The organism is Ensifer sp. Root1252 (genome assembly GCF_001425885.1).
Classification (GTDB): Bacteria; Pseudomonadota; Alphaproteobacteria; order Rhizobiales; family Rhizobiaceae; genus Ensifer; species Ensifer canadensis.
The window spans coordinates 24,231-39,812 of sequence record NZ_LMDT01000033.1; the positions used below are offsets into that span (position 1 = coordinate 24,231).

General features: G+C 62.1%; 14 protein-coding genes and 1 pseudogene. 9 read left to right on the forward strand and 6 right to left on the reverse strand.

Going from position 1 to position 15,582, the window contains the following annotated elements; all coding sequences use genetic code 11:
* The first annotated feature begins 36 nt into the window (after positions 1–36).
* The 8 genes from ehuB (at position 37) to doeB (ending at position 7,302) form a co-directional block, all read left to right on the forward strand.
* Positions 37–888 (forward strand): ectoine/hydroxyectoine ABC transporter substrate-binding protein EhuB, encoded by an 852-nt coding sequence (gene ehuB, locus ASD02_RS26730; protein ID WP_057221397.1) that lies wholly within the window; start codon positions 37–39, stop codon positions 886–888.
* 83 nt (positions 889–971) lie between these two features.
* Positions 972–1,631, forward strand: coding sequence for an ectoine/hydroxyectoine ABC transporter permease subunit EhuC (gene ehuC, locus ASD02_RS26735; RefSeq protein WP_057207768.1), 660 nt, complete (start codon positions 972–974; stop codon positions 1,629–1,631).
* A gap of 4 nt (positions 1,632–1,635) precedes the next feature.
* Positions 1,636–2,298: an ectoine/hydroxyectoine ABC transporter permease subunit EhuD gene (ehuD, locus tag ASD02_RS26740; protein ID WP_057207769.1), complete on the forward strand. Its 663-nt coding sequence runs from the start codon at positions 1,636–1,638 to the stop codon at positions 2,296–2,298.
* Positions 2,298–3,077, forward strand: a complete 780-nt coding sequence (eutA, locus tag ASD02_RS26745) for an ectoine utilization protein EutA (protein WP_057221398.1) — start codon at positions 2,298–2,300, stop codon at positions 3,075–3,077. The genes ehuD and eutA overlap by 1 nt, the downstream gene beginning before the upstream one ends.
* A 2-nt stretch (positions 3,078–3,079) precedes the next feature.
* A complete protein-coding gene (gene eutB, locus ASD02_RS26750; protein ID WP_057221399.1) occupies positions 3,080–4,087 on the forward strand; it encodes a hydroxyectoine utilization dehydratase EutB in 1,008 nt (335 codons plus the stop codon).
* Entirely contained in the window at positions 4,084–5,076 is a 993-nt protein-coding gene (gene eutC / locus ASD02_RS26755; protein ID WP_057221400.1) for an ectoine utilization protein EutC, read from the forward strand. Before eutB ends, eutC begins: the two co-directional genes overlap by 4 nt.
* A 31-nt stretch (positions 5,077–5,107) precedes the next feature.
* A complete protein-coding gene (gene doeA, locus ASD02_RS26760; protein WP_057221401.1) occupies positions 5,108–6,289 on the forward strand; it encodes an ectoine hydrolase DoeA in 1,182 nt (393 codons plus the stop codon).
* Between the two features lie 2 nt (positions 6,290–6,291).
* The gene (gene doeB / locus ASD02_RS26765; RefSeq protein WP_057221402.1) at positions 6,292–7,302 is read left to right on the forward strand and encodes a N(2)-acetyl-L-2,4-diaminobutanoate deacetylase DoeB; all 1,011 of its coding nucleotides are present in this window, start codon (positions 6,292–6,294) and stop codon (positions 7,300–7,302) included.
* A gap of 190 nt (positions 7,303–7,492) precedes the next feature.
* Here the strand turns inward: doeB and ASD02_RS26770 are convergent, their stop codons facing one another.
* From ASD02_RS26770 to ASD02_RS26785, 4 genes are all read right to left on the reverse strand, one after another.
* A complete protein-coding gene (locus ASD02_RS26770; RefSeq protein WP_057221403.1) occupies positions 7,493–9,103 on the reverse strand; it encodes a DHA2 family efflux MFS transporter permease subunit in 1,611 nt (536 codons plus the stop codon).
* A complete protein-coding gene (locus ASD02_RS26775; protein ID WP_057221404.1) occupies positions 9,100–10,197 on the reverse strand; it encodes an HlyD family secretion protein in 1,098 nt (365 codons plus the stop codon). The genes ASD02_RS26770 and ASD02_RS26775 overlap by 4 nt, the downstream gene beginning before the upstream one ends.
* 91 nt (positions 10,198–10,288) lie before the next feature.
* Positions 10,289–10,702, reverse strand: coding sequence for a cupin domain-containing protein (locus ASD02_RS26780; RefSeq protein ID WP_057221405.1), 414 nt, complete (start codon positions 10,700–10,702; stop codon positions 10,289–10,291).
* A gap of 76 nt (positions 10,703–10,778) precedes the next feature.
* A complete protein-coding gene (locus ASD02_RS26785; protein WP_057221406.1) occupies positions 10,779–11,531 on the reverse strand; it encodes an SDR family oxidoreductase in 753 nt (250 codons plus the stop codon).
* A gap of 251 nt (positions 11,532–11,782) precedes the next feature.
* Between ASD02_RS26785 and ASD02_RS26790 the strand changes: the two genes are divergently transcribed.
* Positions 11,783–13,378, forward strand: coding sequence for a winged helix-turn-helix domain-containing protein (locus tag ASD02_RS26790; RefSeq protein ID WP_057221410.1), 1,596 nt, complete (start codon positions 11,783–11,785; stop codon positions 13,376–13,378).
* 211 nt (positions 13,379–13,589) lie between these two features.
* On the opposite strand, the gene ASD02_RS26795 is transcribed toward ASD02_RS26790, so the two are convergent.
* Together ASD02_RS26795 and ASD02_RS26800 are read right to left on the reverse strand one after the other, a co-directional pair.
* On the reverse strand, positions 13,590–14,912 hold the full coding sequence (locus ASD02_RS26795) for an MATE family efflux transporter (RefSeq protein ID WP_057221411.1): 1,323 nt from the start codon (positions 14,910–14,912) through the stop codon (positions 13,590–13,592).
* Positions 14,913–15,029: 117 nt separating this feature from the next.
* A pseudogene (locus ASD02_RS26800) lies at positions 15,030–15,582 on the reverse strand (zinc-binding dehydrogenase); the annotation flags it as partial.

Consider the following 15,582-nt stretch of genomic DNA (forward strand, 5'->3'; position numbering starts at 1 on the left):
CAAGAAGATGAAGAACAGCCAGAGGAGCCGATACCGATGAAAATGACGCATTTTATGACAGTGGCCGCAAGCGTTTCGACGCTGATTGCATTCGTTGCCACAACCCCGGCCGCTGCTGACGACGACAAGCTGCAGCAGCTCAAGGAGCAGGGCTTTGCCCGCATTGCGATCGCCAACGAGCCGCCGTTCACCGCAGTGGGGGCCGACGGCAAGGTGTCTGGTGCCGCACCGGACGTTGCCCGCGAAATCTTCAAGCGCCTCGGCGTTGCTGATGTCGCCGCATCCATCTCCGAATATGGCGCGATGATCCCCGGCCTTCAGGCCGGGCGGCACGATGCGATCACCGCCGGCCTCTTCATGAAGCCCGAGCGCTGTGCAGCGGTTGCCTATTCGGAACCGGTTCTTTGCGACGCGGAAGCCTTCGCGCTGAAGAAGGGCAATCCCTTGAAGCTGATGAGCTACAAGGACATTGCCGACAATCCCGATGTCAAGATCGGCGCGCCGGGCGGCGGCACCGAGGAAAAGCTGGCGCTGGAAGCCGGCGTTCCGCGCGATCGCGTCATTGTCGTGCCTGATGGTCAGAGCGGGCTGAAGATGCTGCAGGATGGGCGCATCGACGTTTACTCCCTGCCGGTCCTGTCGATCAACGACCTGATGTCGAAAGCCAACGACCCGAACCTCGAGGTTGTCGCCCCTGTCGAAGGTGCGCCGGTCTACTGCGACGGCGCCGCGTTCAAGAAGGGCGACGAAGCGCTGCGCGACGCCTTCGACGTCGAACTGGCGAAGCTGAAGGAATCAGGTGAGTTCGCCAAGATCATCGAACCGTATGGTTTTTCCGCCAAGGCGGCGATGTCGACGACGCGCGAAAAGCTCTGCGCGGCCCAGTAAGGTTCTCCGGCTCCCTTCTTCGCGCTTGCGACAAGGGAGCCGGTCTCGATCGCTCACGACGACGACTGGAAATGTGAACAACGATGATCGACTGGTCCGGCTACATAGGGCTGATATTGCAGGGCGCGCTGGTGACGCTGCAGCTGACGGTGCTTGGCTCGGCGCTCGCCGTCGTCATGGCCTTCGTGGCAGGGCTTGCGCGCGTCAGCCGCTTCATGGCGGTGCGGGCGCTGGCGACGACCTACATCGAGTTCTTTCGCGGCACCTCGATTTTCGTGCAGCTCTTCTGGGTCTACTTCGTGCTGCCTTTCGCAGGCATCACGCTGACGCCGCTACAGGCGGGCGTCCTGGCGCTCGGCCTCAATGTCGGAGCCTATGGTGCCGAGGTGGTGCGTGGTGCGGTGAAGGCGATCGGCCGGGAGCAGCGCGAAGCCTGCATCGCGCTCAACCTGACCCGCTCTCAGGCCATGCGCCATATCATCCTGCCCCAAGCCTTGCCGCTGATGTTGCCAACCTTCTGCAACAACGCCATCGAGCTGTTGAAAGGCACGGCCGTCGTTTCGCTGATCTCGCTGACAGACATGACGTTTCAGGCACAGGTCGTGCGTGCCCAGACCGGCAACACGCTGATCCCGTTCACGGTGATCCTCGTTCTCTATTTCCTGATGTCCTGGGTCATTTCGCGCAGCATGCGGTGGCTTGAACGGCGCATGACGCGCGGCCTTGATGGCGTGAGGGCATGATCTGATGGAATGGGATTGGAATTTCGTCTGGCAGATCATGCCGACCCTGCTCGAAGGCCTGAAGATCACGATCCTGGCCACGGTTCTGGGGGCAGCAGTCGCCGCCGTCGTCGGCCTCGTCTTTGCGATCCTCAGGCTCTCGGCCCCGAAACCGATTGCCCGAGTGGTCGGCTTCATCCTCGAGTTCATTCGCGGCACGCCGCTGCTTGTCCAGCTTTACTTCATCTTCTACGTCCTGCCTGACATAGGCATCAGCCTGCCTGCGCTTGTCGCCGGCGTCATCGGGCTTGGAATCCACTACGGCACCTACACGGCTGAAGTCTATCGCGCCGGCATAGAGAACGTGCCGCGCGGGCAATGGGAGGCGGCGCGCGCCACCAATCTGACGCTGCGCCAGACCTGGCTGCACGTGATCCTGCCGCAGGCGATACCGCCCATGATCCCGGCGCTGGCGAACTATCTGATTGCCATGTTCAAGGAGACACCGTTGTTATCGGCCATCACCGTACTGGAACTGATGAACCAGGCGAAAAGCATCGCCAACAGCAACTATCGCTACATCGAACCGATGACGCTTGTCGGCGTGTTCTTCCTGGTCATGAGCCTCATCTCGGTCGTCTTCCTCAGGTGGCTGGAAGAACGCTACAGTCGCGTGGAGGAACGTTGATGGAAAAAACGCTCTCTCTTTCCCTCGCCTCTCGTGCTCCCGAACTTGACGAGCGCCCGCTCGAAAAACGCGTCGGACTGATCATCCTCGCCACCGACCACACGACCGAGCCGGATTTCCAGCGCATGGTCGCAAGCGATCGTATCGGCGTCTATGTCGCGCGCATCCATTATGCCAATCCGGTCACGCCTGAAAACCTGCGTGCGATGCGGCCGTCGCTGACGACGGCCGCCGGCCTGATCCTGCCCGACGAACAACTCGACGTTATCATGTACTCCTGCACCTCGGCCTCGGTGGTCATCGGCGACGAGCAGGTCACGGTGGCGATCCGCACAGCAAAGCCCGACGTGCCGGTCGTCACCCCGACTGCGGCGGCGGTCAAAGGTCTCCATGCCCTCGATGCCCGTCGCATTTCCGTGCTGACACCCTATACCCTCGAGACCAGCCGGCCGATGGCGGATTATTTTGCCGAAAGCGGATTTACGATCGATCGGTTTACCTGCCTTGGCCTGACGGATGATCGCGAAATGGCGCGTATCGGTGCCGACGAAATCATCGCCTTTGCCAGGGAGGCAATGGCGCCTGGCTCTGACGCGCTCTTCATTTCCTGCACGGCGGTCCGCGCCGCCTCTGTCGCTGCCCGCATCGAGGATGCGATTGGCAGGCCCGTTGTCACCAGCAATCTGGCAACCGCCTGGGCGTGCCTGCGCCTTTGCGGCGATGACGAGCACCGTCCTCAGCTCGGCCGCCTGATGACGCTGCCGATGGCGGGAGTTTGAGCATGTCCGGATCTCCCCTGCCCGTGGCCTATGGCGACATTCAAGCGGCCGCCCGCCGGATTTCGGCGCATGTGCTGAGAACGCCTTTGGTTCTCTCGCCATCCCTGTCCGAATTGTCGGGTGTGCCTGTCGGGCTCAAGCTGGAACATCACCAGACCACCGGCAGCTTCAAATTGCGCGGCGCCTGCAACGCCTTGCTGTCCATGTCGCCTGACGAGCGCAAGCGTGGCGTCGTTGCCGCCTCCACCGGCAATCACGGCCGGGCTCTCGCCCATGCCGCAAAGGCCGAAGGCACGATTGCGACGATCTGCATGTCGCACCTCGTTCCCGACAACAAGGTCGCTGAAATTCGTCGTCTTGGCGCCAGGGTCCATATCACCGGTGCCTCGCAGGACGATGCCCAGCGCGAAGTCGAAAGGCTCGTCGAGCAGGACGGGCTCGTGATGGTGCCGCCGTTCGACCACCCGGCTATTGTTGCCGGCCAAGGCACGCTCGGCCTCGAAATCGTCGACAGCATGCCGGAGGTCGGAACCGTGCTCGTTCCGCTTTCCGGCGGCGGCCTGGCCTCGGGCGTGGCGCTGGCGGTCAAGGCGCGCCGGCCGGGCGTTCGCGTGATCGGCATCACCATGGAACGGGGCGCGGCGATGAAGGCGAGCCTCGATGCGGGTCACCCCATCGAGGTGACCGAGGTGCCAAGTCTTGCGGACTCGCTCGGCGGCGGTATCGGCCTTGCCAATCGCGTCACCTTTGCCATGTGTCACGCACTGCTCGACGGCGTCGTGTTGCTCTCAGAAGCGGAGATCGCCGCCGGCATGCGCCACGCCTACGCACAGGAGCGTGAGATCGTCGAAGGCGCAGGTGCGGTCGGCATTGCGGCACTGCTTGCCGGCAAGATCGACCCGCACGGCCGCCCGCTTGCGCTGATCCTCTCCGGCCGAAACGTCGACATGGGGCTGCACCGGCGCGTGGTGAATGGCGAGACGGATCTGTTGCGGGAGAATGCGGCATGACACGCATGACCATTTTGACCGAGGCCGACCTGAGGGCGATCGTGCCGCTGGACCTTGCGGCCGTCGATTGCGTCGAGAATGCCTTTCACGCGCTCGCCACGAAAGCTGTGGTGATGCCGCCAATCCTGCGCCTCGACATCCCCGAACACCGGGGAGAAGTCGACGTCAAAACAGCGTATGTGCCAGGCTTAGACAGTTTTGCGATCAAGATCAGTCCGGGCTTCTTCGACAATCCCAAGCTCGGTTTGCCAAGCACCAACGGCCTGATGGTGTTGCTGTCGGCCACAACAGGTGTCGTGCAGGCGCTGTTGCTCGACAATGGCTATTTGACTGACGTGCGCACGGCGGCGGCGGGCGCGGTCGCTGCCAGGCACGTCTCGCGACCGGACGCCTCGGTCGTGGCCATTTTCGGTGCGGGCATGCAGGCGATGCTACAGCTCGAAGCGCTTTGCCTGGTGCGGCCGATCCGGGAAGCGCGGATCTGGGCCCGCGATCCCGAAAAGGCAGAGGCTGCGGCGCGGTCGCTGACATCGAAATTCGGATTTCCGGTGCGTGCTGAACGCGATGCGCAGCGCGCGGTGGATGGCGCGCATGTGATCGTCACCACGACGCCGGCGGAAACACCGATCCTCCAAGCTGCCTGGCTGCAGCCGGGCCAGCATCTGACCGCGATGGGTTCCGACGCCGAGCACAAGAACGAGATCGAACCCGCAGCGATTGCCCAAGCCTCGCTCTATGTCGCCGACAGCCTGAAGCAGACGCGGCGTCTCGGTGAACTGCACCACGCCATAAAGGCCGGCTCCCTTGCCGCCGACGCCGACTTTGCCGAGCTCGGACAAATCATCGCCGGCCAGCGGCAGGGACGCACCGATGCGAACCAGATCACGATCGTCGACCTGACGGGCACCGGGATCCAGGACACCGCCATTGCCACGCTTGCCTTCGCCCGCGCGCAGGAGCGCGGCAAGGGCACGACATTTGAAAGTTGAGACCGGCACGGCCGGAGAATGAGGGAGAGACATGACCCAACCCAATCTCAAATTTTCCCTTGGGGAGTATGAGGCGCGACTGAAAAAGACGCGCAAGGCCATGGAGAAAAAGGGCGTCGACCTGCTCATCGTCAGCGATCCGACCAATATGGCCTGGCTCACCGGCTATGACGGATGGTCGTTCTACGTGCATCAGGCAGTTGTGGTGCCGCCGACCGGCGAGCCGATCTGGTACGGGCGCGGACAGGATGCCAATGGCGCCAAGCTGACGGCCTATCTGAGCCATAAGAACATCATCGGCTACCCTGATCACTATGTGCAGTCCACGGAGCGCCATCCGATGGATTATCTCGCTGCAAAGCTTGTCGAGCGCGGTCTCGACAAGCTGCGGATCGGTGTCGAGATGGACAACTATTGGTTCTCGGCGGCCGCCTATGCGGCCTTGCAGAAGCATCTGCCCAATGCCCGCTTCGTCGATACGACGGCGCTGGTCAACTGGCAGCGCGCGGTGAAGAGCCCAACCGAAATCGGCTATATGCGCAACGCTGCCCGTATCGTTGAAGGCATGCATCAGCGCATTTTCGACAAGATCGAGGTCGGCATGCGCAAATGCGACCTTGTCGCCGAGATCTACGATGCCGGCACGCGCGGCGTTGACGGCATCGGCGGCGACTATCCAGCGATCGTGCCATTGCTGCCTTCAGGCGTCGAGGCATCGGCACCGCATCTGACCTGGGACGACCGTCCGATGAAGTCGGGCGAAGGCACGTTCTTCGAGATTGCCGGCTGCTACAATCGCTACCATCTGCCGCTATCGCGCACCGTATTCCTCGGCAAGCCGACGCCTGCGTTTATCGACGCAGAAAAGGCGACACTGGAAGGCATGGAGGCGGGGCTTGCCCAGGCCAAGCCGGGCAACACCTGCGAGGATATCGCCAAGGCGTTCTTCGCAGTTCTGAAGAAGTACGGCATCGTCAAGGACAACCGCACGGGCTACTCGATCGGCATGTCCTATCCGCCGGATTGGGGCGAGCGCACCATGAGCCTGCGTCCTGGCGATAGGACCGAACTGAAGCCCGGCATGACCTTCCACTTCATGACCGGCCTGTGGCTCGAGGACATGGGTTTTGAGACCACAGAAAGCATCCTGATCACCGAGACGGGGGTCGAATGCCTCGCCAATGTGCCGCGCAAGCTTTTCGTGAAGGACTGATCATGACGGTTTCAAAGCTGCGCCCGTCTGCGATCTCGCCGACCGTCGATTTCTCGATGGACGGCGTCCAGCATGGGTTCCTGCGGCTGCCCTATAGCCGCGATGATTCCGCCTGGGGCTCGGTGATGATCCCCGTCACCGTCGTAAAAAACGGAGAAGGGCCGACGACGCTTCTGACCGGTGGCAATCACGGCGACGAGTATGAGGGGCCGATCGCCCTGTTCGACCTTGCGCGCACGCTGAAGGCTGAAGATGTGGCCGGCCGGGTCATCATTCTGCCGGCCATGAACTATCCCGCCTTCGTATCGGGGACGCGCACATCGCCGATCGATAAGGGCAACATGAACCGCAGCTTTCCCGGAAGGCCCGACGGCACGGTGACGGAGAAGATCGCCGATTACTTCCAGCGCGAACTGCTGCCGCTAGCCGATATCGTCCTCGATTTTCACTCCGGCGGAAAGACGCTGGATTTCCTGCCGTTCTGCGCGGCGCACATCCTGCCAGACAAGGAACAGGAGGCACGATCGTTTGAACTCGTGGATGCATTTTGCGCGCCCTACTCGATGAAGATGCTCGAGATCGACGCGGTTGGAATGTACGACACCGCGGCGGAGGAGATGGGCAAGATCTTCATCACGACGGAACTTGGAGGCGGTGGCACGGCAACTGCAAAAAGCGCGGGCATTGCCAAACAGGGTGTCGCCAACGTCTTGCGCAGGGCCGGCATCCTGAAGGGTGGGGACAAGTCGGCTGCCGGCCGGACGCAATGGCTGGATATGCCGGATGGAAATTGCTTTTCCTTTGCCGAGGACGCCGGCCTGATCGAACCTCTGGTCGACATGGGGGACAGCGTCGTTGCCGGTCAGGTCGTCGCCCGCATCCACCCGATCGGCAAAACCGGCGCCCTGCCTTCCGACGTCTGCACGAAGATGGATGGCATCCTGTGCGCCCGGCATTTCCCTGGCCTCGTCAAGGCAGGAGACTGCGTCGCGGTCGTTGCGGTTGCCGTCTAGTTCGACCCGTTCTACCGCACGCGTTGAACCGTCGTCATATGCAAGTGATCGGGCGGGTCGTCACTGCTGAAGGGATGTGTCGCAAATGCAGCCTTTCGGCGCCGCTCAGTCCGCCGAAGCAAGATGCGCCATCTGGTCCGCGTGTGCCTTTGCGAAGCATGGACGGGCCGCGGGGTTACTGGCGAAGCTCTTACAATTCGACTTCTTCGCCTTGCGATTGCTGAACGCGTGCCTTTTCATATTTTGCCAATCCGATCTTGATGGCGACCAAAATTGGGGCGGCAACCAGAAAAAGCAGTGCGACGGCGTTGAAGGCAGTGTCGAAGGCAATCACCGTCGATTGACTTGTGACCGCCCGGCCCAGAAGGCTCGTCGCTGCCCGGCTAGCGGCAGCTCCTTCCATCCCTTTCGCCATCAGCATGGCTGTCGTGATCTTCAGCCGTTCGAGCACCGCGATCTCCCCTCCGGTCACGTCGGCGGCAAGCACGGCGACATTGGCGGCAACGTTATGGTCGATCAATGTCTGCAGCCCTGCGACTCCGATCAGCCCACCGAGCTGGCGACCGGTATTGAAGAGGCCGATCCCGGAGGCAAGATTGCGGCTGTTGAGGTTACTGAACGCAATCAGGGTGATCGATAGAAACAGGAAACCGAGACCCAGACCGCGCAACAGGACCGCTGCCATCATGTCGTCCGCGCCACTCTCACTGGTCGAACCGGACAGCATCCACATGGCGACCATGATCATCAGGATGCCGAAGGGCACGGTGGCAAACGGAGGAAGGTGGCGAGCCTGCATCAGAAAGGCAGCCAGCAGGAGCGCACCGATGAAAAGTGCACCGCTCGGCAACAAGAGCTGCCCAGCGTCGGTGGGCGTGAATGCGAGAACGGACACGGCGAATGAGGGAATGAGGAAGGCGCTGCCGAAAAGTGCGGCGCCGGCAACGAAGCTGACGATGAAGGCGAAGCTGAAATCCTCCGACCAGAACAGGGTAAAATCGAGCAGACCCTGCCCCTTTGCCAGCACCTGTTGGCCAAGAAACGCCAGCAGCGTGGCCATGCCAATCACCGTTAGCCACAGGATCCGAGGCTCCTCGAACCAATCCCATCGACTTCCCTGGCTGAGGACATACGTGAGCGAAAAGAGCGCGCCGGACATCAATGTAAAACCGATCCAGTCAAACGGGCGATGCGCCGCTTTTGCCGGCATTGGCACGTCTGCGATCAGCAGAAGCCCGGCAGCCGCCAGCGACACCGGAACGACGCTGAAGAAGATCCATGTCCAGGATTGGCTGTCGAGCAACCATCCCTGAAGCGCCGGGGCGATCGTCGCTGGCGCGACAACGGCCCCCATGGCGAACAACGCTTGCAGGATTGGTTGACGAGTTCTGGGATAGGCGAGGAAAATAATCGCCTGACCGCCGACCAACAGGGTGCCGCCGGAGAAGCCCTGAATTACTCGAAGGACGACCAGCAAGTCCAGGCGAGTGGCCATGGCGGCAATGGCGCACGCCAAGCCCATGGCAAGGGTCGAGGCAATAATCAGGCGCAAGGGATGGATGCGGCTGAGCAGCCAGGGGGCCGTCATGAAGCCGATGAGCTTGAAACTGGTGTATCCGACATCCAGCCAGGCGAACTCGTCTGGCGTTGCATAGGTGTCGCCGATGATATCACTACGCCCGAGCGACAGGACGGTGCTGGCGATCGCCTCCGTCAGGGCGGCAAGCACAATGCCAGTGACCAGAAGCGCGCCTGTCGCCGATCTCTCACGCTCCGGGATCGCGGTGACGGCCATTGTCATGATCCGCTCCCCAGATCGATCGCGACTCGTGCGGAAAGGCCGGGAACCAGACGGCCAAGCAGCGGATTGCCGGCAAGCCGGATCTTCACCGGAACGCGTTGTACGACACGAACGAAGTTGCCTGTCGCATTGTCGGTGGGGAGCAAGCTGAAGGCAGCCCCACTGCCAGGCGCAAAACTGTCAACCACGCCCACAAGCGCATCGTTCGGATAACCGTCGATGCGAATGCGTACGCGCTGGCCGGACCTGATATGTTCGAGCTGGGTTTCCTTGAAGTTCGCCACCACCCACACCCCGGCGACCGGTACGATATCGAGCAAAGCGTTACCCGGCGCGACAAGTCTTCCGATACGAACCTGGCGGTTGCCGATAACGCCGGCAACAGGCGCGCGAACCACGGTGCTTTCGAGATCGATCTGGGCGAGATCACGAGCGGCCTGTGCCTGGGCCACGGCGGCAACGGCCGCCTCGCGCTGAGCGGCAAAGACCGTTATGCGTTGCTGCTGAGCCTCGACTGTGGCGGATGCAGCCGCCACGCCCGCCTCCGCTCTTGATCGCGCGGTATCGCTTTCATCGACATGAGCCTGGCTGATTGTGTTGCTGCGGATAAGCTCACGGCGGCGGCCATAGGCCTTGGTCGCCAGATCCATCTCGGCGACAGCCGAACGTTTCTGTGCTTCGGCCTGTCGAATGAGTGCGTGCTGAAGTTCGGTCTCCGCGTCGACATTGGTGAGGCGAGCTTCGGCGGCTTCCATATTGGCGACCGCTTGCGCAAGCCGCGCGCTGTAGTCCCGATCATCGATCCGGAACAGCACCTGCCCTGCGCTTACGGTTTCGTTGTCATCAACCTCCACCGCCGTGACGTAGCCCCCGACTTTTGCGGCAAGCGAGGTCACATCGCCGCGCACATAGGCGTTGTCGGTCGACGCCTCGCCGCTCGGACGAGCCCAGGCCCATCCGCCGGCCACGGCGATCACTGCGCCGAGGCACAGAAGCAGGCCGACGACCTTTTTCTTGTTGCCTTGTTTTGCTGGGCCACGGATCGTTGCGCCCTCGCCCACGACGGTGGCGGCTTTGTCCTCGAGCGGATCCATTTTCTCAGTTCCTGTTGGGGTTAGGTGGCCGCGAGGCAGCCTTTCGACGGAGTTGCCAAAGGCTGCCCGCGTGGAAAACGCGTTCGATGCGTCATTCGCCGATGGGCGTGGTCAATTCCTTTTCACCAGTGTCGACGACGAACACCGCGAGCAATCGCGCCGGCTTCGTGTCGCTGGCGTTTGCACTGACGCCATGACGAGCGCCGGGATCCTCGTAGAAGTTCTCGCCGGCCGCGTAGACCCGTTCCGGCGCGCCGTTGACGCTGCTGCGGATCGAGCCTTCGAGCACTGTTGCGTAGATGAAGGCCGAGTCCGGATGCGTATGGCCGGGCGAAGCGCCGCCCGGGCCGTACTCGACGAGCACGCCCTTCATGCTCTTGCCTGGAACGTTCGGAAGGACGTGGTCGAATACGATCGTCACCTTGCCCTCGGATCGGTCGGCAGCTGAGACCGGGGTGATCGAGAGTGTTGCCAGGGCAAAGGCATGGAGAAACCGTGTCAGCATTGTCGTTCTCCTAATGGGTGTTTCGTGGGACGCCGCGCCGGGTCCCGGACGAGCGTTTCTGGCGTCTGCGCCAGCCTCAATGTGCGGCTTGCTGACCAAGCCAATCCTCGAAATGGATGGTGCCGAGGCGCGGTTTGTCGCCTGGTGTCAGCGACTGATCGTTAAGCACCGCACCAAAGTAGCGTGCGTGAACGTCCGGCACGACCTTGCGCGTGTCATGCTTTGCCTTGAGGAAGCGCCTCACCAGTTCATCGAGCGGAACGGCCTCGGGGCCGGCGACTTCGACCGTGCCGTTGATCGGCGGTGCGAGTGCGACATCGGTGAGCGCCGCCGCCACATCGTCGGACGCAATCGGCTGGAACAGCGCCGGCGACAGACGGATCTCGCCGTCGACGTCGGCCGATTGCGCGATGCCGCCGACAAACTCGAAGAACTGCGTGGCGCGCAGGATGGTGTAGGGAATGCCGGACGCCTTGATCAGGTTTTCCTGCGCGATCTTGGCCCGGAAATAACCGTTGTCCGGAAGGCGTTCGCTGCCGACGATCGACAGGGCAACATGATGGCGAACGCCGGCAGCGGCTTCGGCCGCCAATAGATTACGACCCGAGGTCTCGAAAAACTCGAGAACGGCCTTGTCTTCCCAGACCGGCGCATTCGCCACGTCGACGACGATCTCGGCGCCATCCATCGCTCCCGCGAGCCCCTCGCGGGTGATAGTGTTCACGCCGGTATTGGGAGAGGCAGGCAGCACGTCATGACCGCGCTCGCGCAGGTTCTTCACAAGTTTCGATCCAATGAGGCCGGTGCCTCCGATGACGACGATCTTCATGGGTTTTCTCCGCTTTTCCGACCGCAACCATTGCCGTCTGTACGAATGGAGAGTACCTGCGGGTATGTGGGAAGTCCTTGAGGCAGGCTTGAATTGCCTTTGAAGGATGCTTGAATATATGTCCAAGACGCCTGCCTGACCGAAGCCCTTACGGGGCGGGTGGCGGGCCAGACGTCTGCTACCGATGTCAGACATCAATTCGTCAGTTGCCTCGGCCGCGAGCCGGTGGCGCGCGTTCAGGGATGCCGGCCTTGCAGTTCATGTTTGCAGACTACGTGCTTGATCGGGAGCGCAGGGAACTGACCCTGCGCGGGCAAGTCGTGTCCGTCGGACCGCAGGTGTTCGATCTTCTGCTCCACCTGGTGGTGAACCGCAACCGCGTCGTCAGCAAGGACGACTTGCTGGAGGCGGTGTGGAGCGGTCGGATTGTCTCGGAATCGACGATCACCAGCCACATCAATGCGGTTCGCAAGGCCATCGGCGACAGTGGCGAGGAGCAGTGCCTGGTTCGCACAATTGCGCGCAAGGGTTTCCGCTTCGTCGGCGAAGTTGAGGTCGATGAAATCGGAGACACGCCACAGCCCGGCGGGCGTGGCGCCAATGAACAGGCCTCCGGAAAATTGCAGGGGCAGCCGTCCGCGCTCGTCCTTCCCGACAAGCCCTCCATTACAGTCCTGCCGTTCCAGCACCTGAGCGGCGATCCGGAGCAGGAGTATTTCGCCGACGGCGTGGTCGAGGACATCATCACGGCACTGTCGCGCATTCGCTGGCTGTTCGTCATCGCGCGCAATTCCAGCTTTACCTACAAGGGCCGGGCGGTGGACGTGAAGGAAGTCGGCCGGGAACTGGGCGTGCGCTACGTGCTGGAAGGCAGCCTGCGCAAGGCGGGCAACCAGGTGCGCATCACCGGCCAGTTGATCGACGCCACGACCGGGGCGCATCTCTGGGCAGAGCGCTTTGAGGGCGCGCTCGACAACATTTTCGACCTTCAGGATCAGATTTCGGCCAGTGTCGTCGGCGCGATCTCACCGCAACTCGAGCGCGTGGAAATCGAGCGCGCCAAACGCAAGCCGACGGAAAGCCTTGACGCCTACGACTATTACCTGCGCGGCATGGCGAAACTGCACATCGGAACCCGCGAAGTGATCGAGGCAGCGTTGGCCCTTTTCTACAAGGCGATCGAGCTCGACCCCGACTTTTCATCGGCCTATGGCGGGGCGGCCTGGTGCCATTTCTGGCGCAAGCTGAACGGCTGGATGGTTGACCGGAACCACGAGATCGCCGAAGGCGTGCGGCTGGCGCGGCTGGCGGTGGAGCTGGGTCGCGATGATGCGGTGGCATTAACGAGAGCCGGCCACGCGCTCGGGCATCTCACCGGCGACGTCGACGGCGGCATTGCGCTCATCGACAGGGCACGGCTACTCAATCCGAACTTCGCCCCCGCCTGGTTCCTCGGCGGGGCTCTGCGTGTCTTCCGTGGCGAAACGGAAAACGCCATCGAGGATCTCGCGCATGCCGTTCGTTTGAGCCCATTAGATCCGGAAATGTTTCGAATGGAGGCCGCCACTTCGCTCGCGCATTTCTTCGACGGGCGCTTTGATTCCGCTTCGTCTTGGGCGGAAAAGGCGCTGGGAAACCTGCCCAGCCTCCTCGTCGCGGTCGCCCTTCTGGCGTCGAGCCACGCGCTCGCGGGGCGGCTCGTAGAAGCGCGACAGGCCATGCAGCGCCTGCGCGCGCTTGATCCATCCTTGCGCATCGCCAATCTCAAGGACTGGCTTCCGATCCATCGCCCGGAAGATTATGCGCGGTTTGCCGATGGTCTGCGCCTGTCTGGGTTGCCGGAATGAGCCCACCAGCTTGAACTGGATGACGACGTCACCGCCCTCGCCGGGACAGACTGGCCGCCGTCAACGAGCCAGTCCTCTTTTCCCTGCTCAACCGAGCACTCTAAAGGCTACTCGACAGGGTCAAACCAGAAGACAGCCCGGTATCGCCCAGTGGCAACGCGAAGCAGGCGATGGCGAAGGCCCGAGGGCGCCTTTCGTCAACGCGCCCAGATCACAGCTGCGCAAAAATACGCTTCAGTTTGAGGCCCAATGTCGCCGCGCGCGCCAGCATCAACACCATCATCCCGAGCCAGAGCCCGTGATTGCCCCAGACTTGCTGGAGAATGTATGCCGTCGCGAGGAAGACCGTCGTCGAGATAAACATGCTGTTGCGCAGTTCCCGGGTGCGTATTGCGCCAATGAACACACCATCGAGCATGTAACTCGTCACCGAGATCAGCGGCAACACGACGACGTAGGGAAGAAAGTGGACGGCCGCGGCGCGAACTTCCTCCTGGTTGGTCAACAGGGAAATGATCGTCGGACCAGCCAGCGCATAACACAGCGAAAACAGCAGCGCCACCAGTCCGGACCACAGGAAGGCCGCCTTAATCACACGTCGAAGGGCTTGCTTGCGGCGTGCGCCGATGACGGATCCGACAAGGGTCTCGGTTGCATGGGCAAAACCATCGAGGCCATAGGAGGTGATGCCATGGAGGTTCAAGAGCACCGCATTGGCCGCCAGGATCGCGTCGCCTTCTGCAGCGCCGCTTCGCGCAAACCAGCCGAAGCACACCAGCAGGAAGAGGCTGCGCAAGAATATGTCGCGGTTGACTGCAATCAAGCTTCGAAAGGCGGCGCCATCCAGGAGTTCGCACAACGCCAGCGGCGGCCCCGCACTGAAGGGTCGCACGATCAACAAACCGGCAATGAAGGCAGACCATTCGGCCATGGCGGTGCCAGCGCCGATGCCGGCGACCCCCCAGTCGAACACGAAGACCAATGTCACGGTCGCAACAAGATTGAGCACATTGAGCGCGATCTGCAACGCGAGCGAAATCATCACGCGCTGGCGACCCAGCAGATAACCGAGCAGAACGAAATTCCCGAGAGCCGCGGGGGCGGACCAGATTCGCGCCGACGCGTAAGCCACGGCACTCTCGTAGACCGCTTCACTGCCACCAAGGAGCGCAAGTCCGATTTCGATGATCGGCTTCTGCAGCAATAGGATGATCGCGCCACCGGCAGCGGCAATGAGAAGCGCCCTGAGCAGATGCTTGCGCACAAGCGCGCCGTCCTCGGCCCCCGATGCCTGAGCGACCAGTCCGGTTGTCGCCATCCGCAGGAAGCTGAAGCTCCAGAACAGGAAGTTGAACAGAACGCCGCTGAGCGCAACCCCGCCGAGATACCAGGGACCGGGAAGATGCCCCGCCACCATCGTGTCGACCAGCGACAACACCGGCTGAGCGAGATTGGCCAGGATGATCGGAAACGCCAGCGTGACCATCCGGCGGTTCCAGTTTTCCTGCAGCTCCACAGGTGGCGAAATGTTCATCGCGCATTCGGCCTTGGCGGAAAGATCCACACGGCCGCACCAGTTTGCCTAAACATCTCTATCACCCCGGCCGATCGGCCTGTTTACGTCGATACTGTCTGCAAAACGTTGTCCCGCTTACCAGTCCATGACGACCTTGCCGGAGTTGCCGGAACGCATGGCCTCGAAGCCGTCGCGGAACTCGTCGATCCCGATGCGGTGGGTGATGACCGGCGACAGGTCGAGCCCGCCCTGGACGAAGGCGATCATCTTGTACCAGGTCTCGAACATCTCGCGGCCGTAGATGCCCTTGAGGTTGAGCATCTTGAAGATCGGCGATCATCTTGTACCAGGTCTCGAACATCTCGCGGCCGTAGATGCCCTTGAGGTTGAGCATCTTGAAGATCACCTTGTTCCAGTCGATCTCGAATCCAGCCGGCGCAATGCCGAGAATGGCGATCTTGCCGCCATTGTTCATCTTGTCGATCATGTCGCGGAAGGCGGGTGCCGCCCCCGACATTTCCAGCCCGACGTCGAAGCCCTCGGTCATGCCGATCGCCTTCATCACGTCGGTCAGGTTCTGCTTCGACGCGTCGACGACATGGTCGATGCCGACCTTGCGGGCAAGCTCCAGCCGCGTCGGGTTGATGTCGGTGATCACCACCTTGCGCGCGCCCGAGCGCTTGGCAAC

What these genes read in the sequence shown, in the direction of transcription:
- ehuC (WP_057207768.1), top strand. Translation starts at nt 972, where the DNA reads ATGATCGACTGGTCCGGCTACATAGGGCTGATATTGCAGGGCGCGCTG.
- eutB (WP_057221399.1), top strand. Translation starts at nt 3,080, where the DNA reads ATGTCCGGATCTCCCCTGCCCGTGGCCTATGGCGACATTCAAGCGGCC.
- ehuD (WP_057207769.1), top strand. Translation starts at nt 1,636, where the DNA reads ATGGAATGGGATTGGAATTTCGTCTGGCAGATCATGCCGACCCTGCTC.
- ehuB (WP_057221397.1), top strand. Translation starts at nt 37, where the DNA reads ATGAAAATGACGCATTTTATGACAGTGGCCGCAAGCGTTTCGACGCTG.
- eutA (WP_057221398.1), top strand. Translation starts at nt 2,298, where the DNA reads ATGGAAAAAACGCTCTCTCTTTCCCTCGCCTCTCGTGCTCCCGAACTT.
- ASD02_RS26795 (WP_057221411.1), bottom strand. Translation starts at nt 14,912, where the DNA reads ATGAACATTTCGCCACCTGTGGAGCTGCAGGAAAACTGGAACCGCCGG.
- doeB (WP_057221402.1), top strand. Translation starts at nt 6,292, where the DNA reads ATGACGGTTTCAAAGCTGCGCCCGTCTGCGATCTCGCCGACCGTCGAT.
- ASD02_RS26775 (WP_057221404.1), bottom strand. Translation starts at nt 10,197, where the DNA reads ATGGATCCGCTCGAGGACAAAGCCGCCACCGTCGTGGGCGAGGGCGCA.
- eutC (WP_057221400.1), top strand. Translation starts at nt 4,084, where the DNA reads ATGACACGCATGACCATTTTGACCGAGGCCGACCTGAGGGCGATCGTG.
- ASD02_RS26780 (WP_057221405.1), bottom strand. Translation starts at nt 10,702, where the DNA reads ATGCTGACACGGTTTCTCCATGCCTTTGCCCTGGCAACACTCTCGATC.
- doeA (WP_057221401.1), top strand. Translation starts at nt 5,108, where the DNA reads ATGACCCAACCCAATCTCAAATTTTCCCTTGGGGAGTATGAGGCGCGA.
- ASD02_RS26785 (WP_057221406.1), bottom strand. Translation starts at nt 11,531, where the DNA reads ATGAAGATCGTCGTCATCGGAGGCACCGGCCTCATTGGATCGAAACTT.
- ASD02_RS26770 (WP_057221403.1), bottom strand. Translation starts at nt 9,103, where the DNA reads ATGACAATGGCCGTCACCGCGATCCCGGAGCGTGAGAGATCGGCGACA.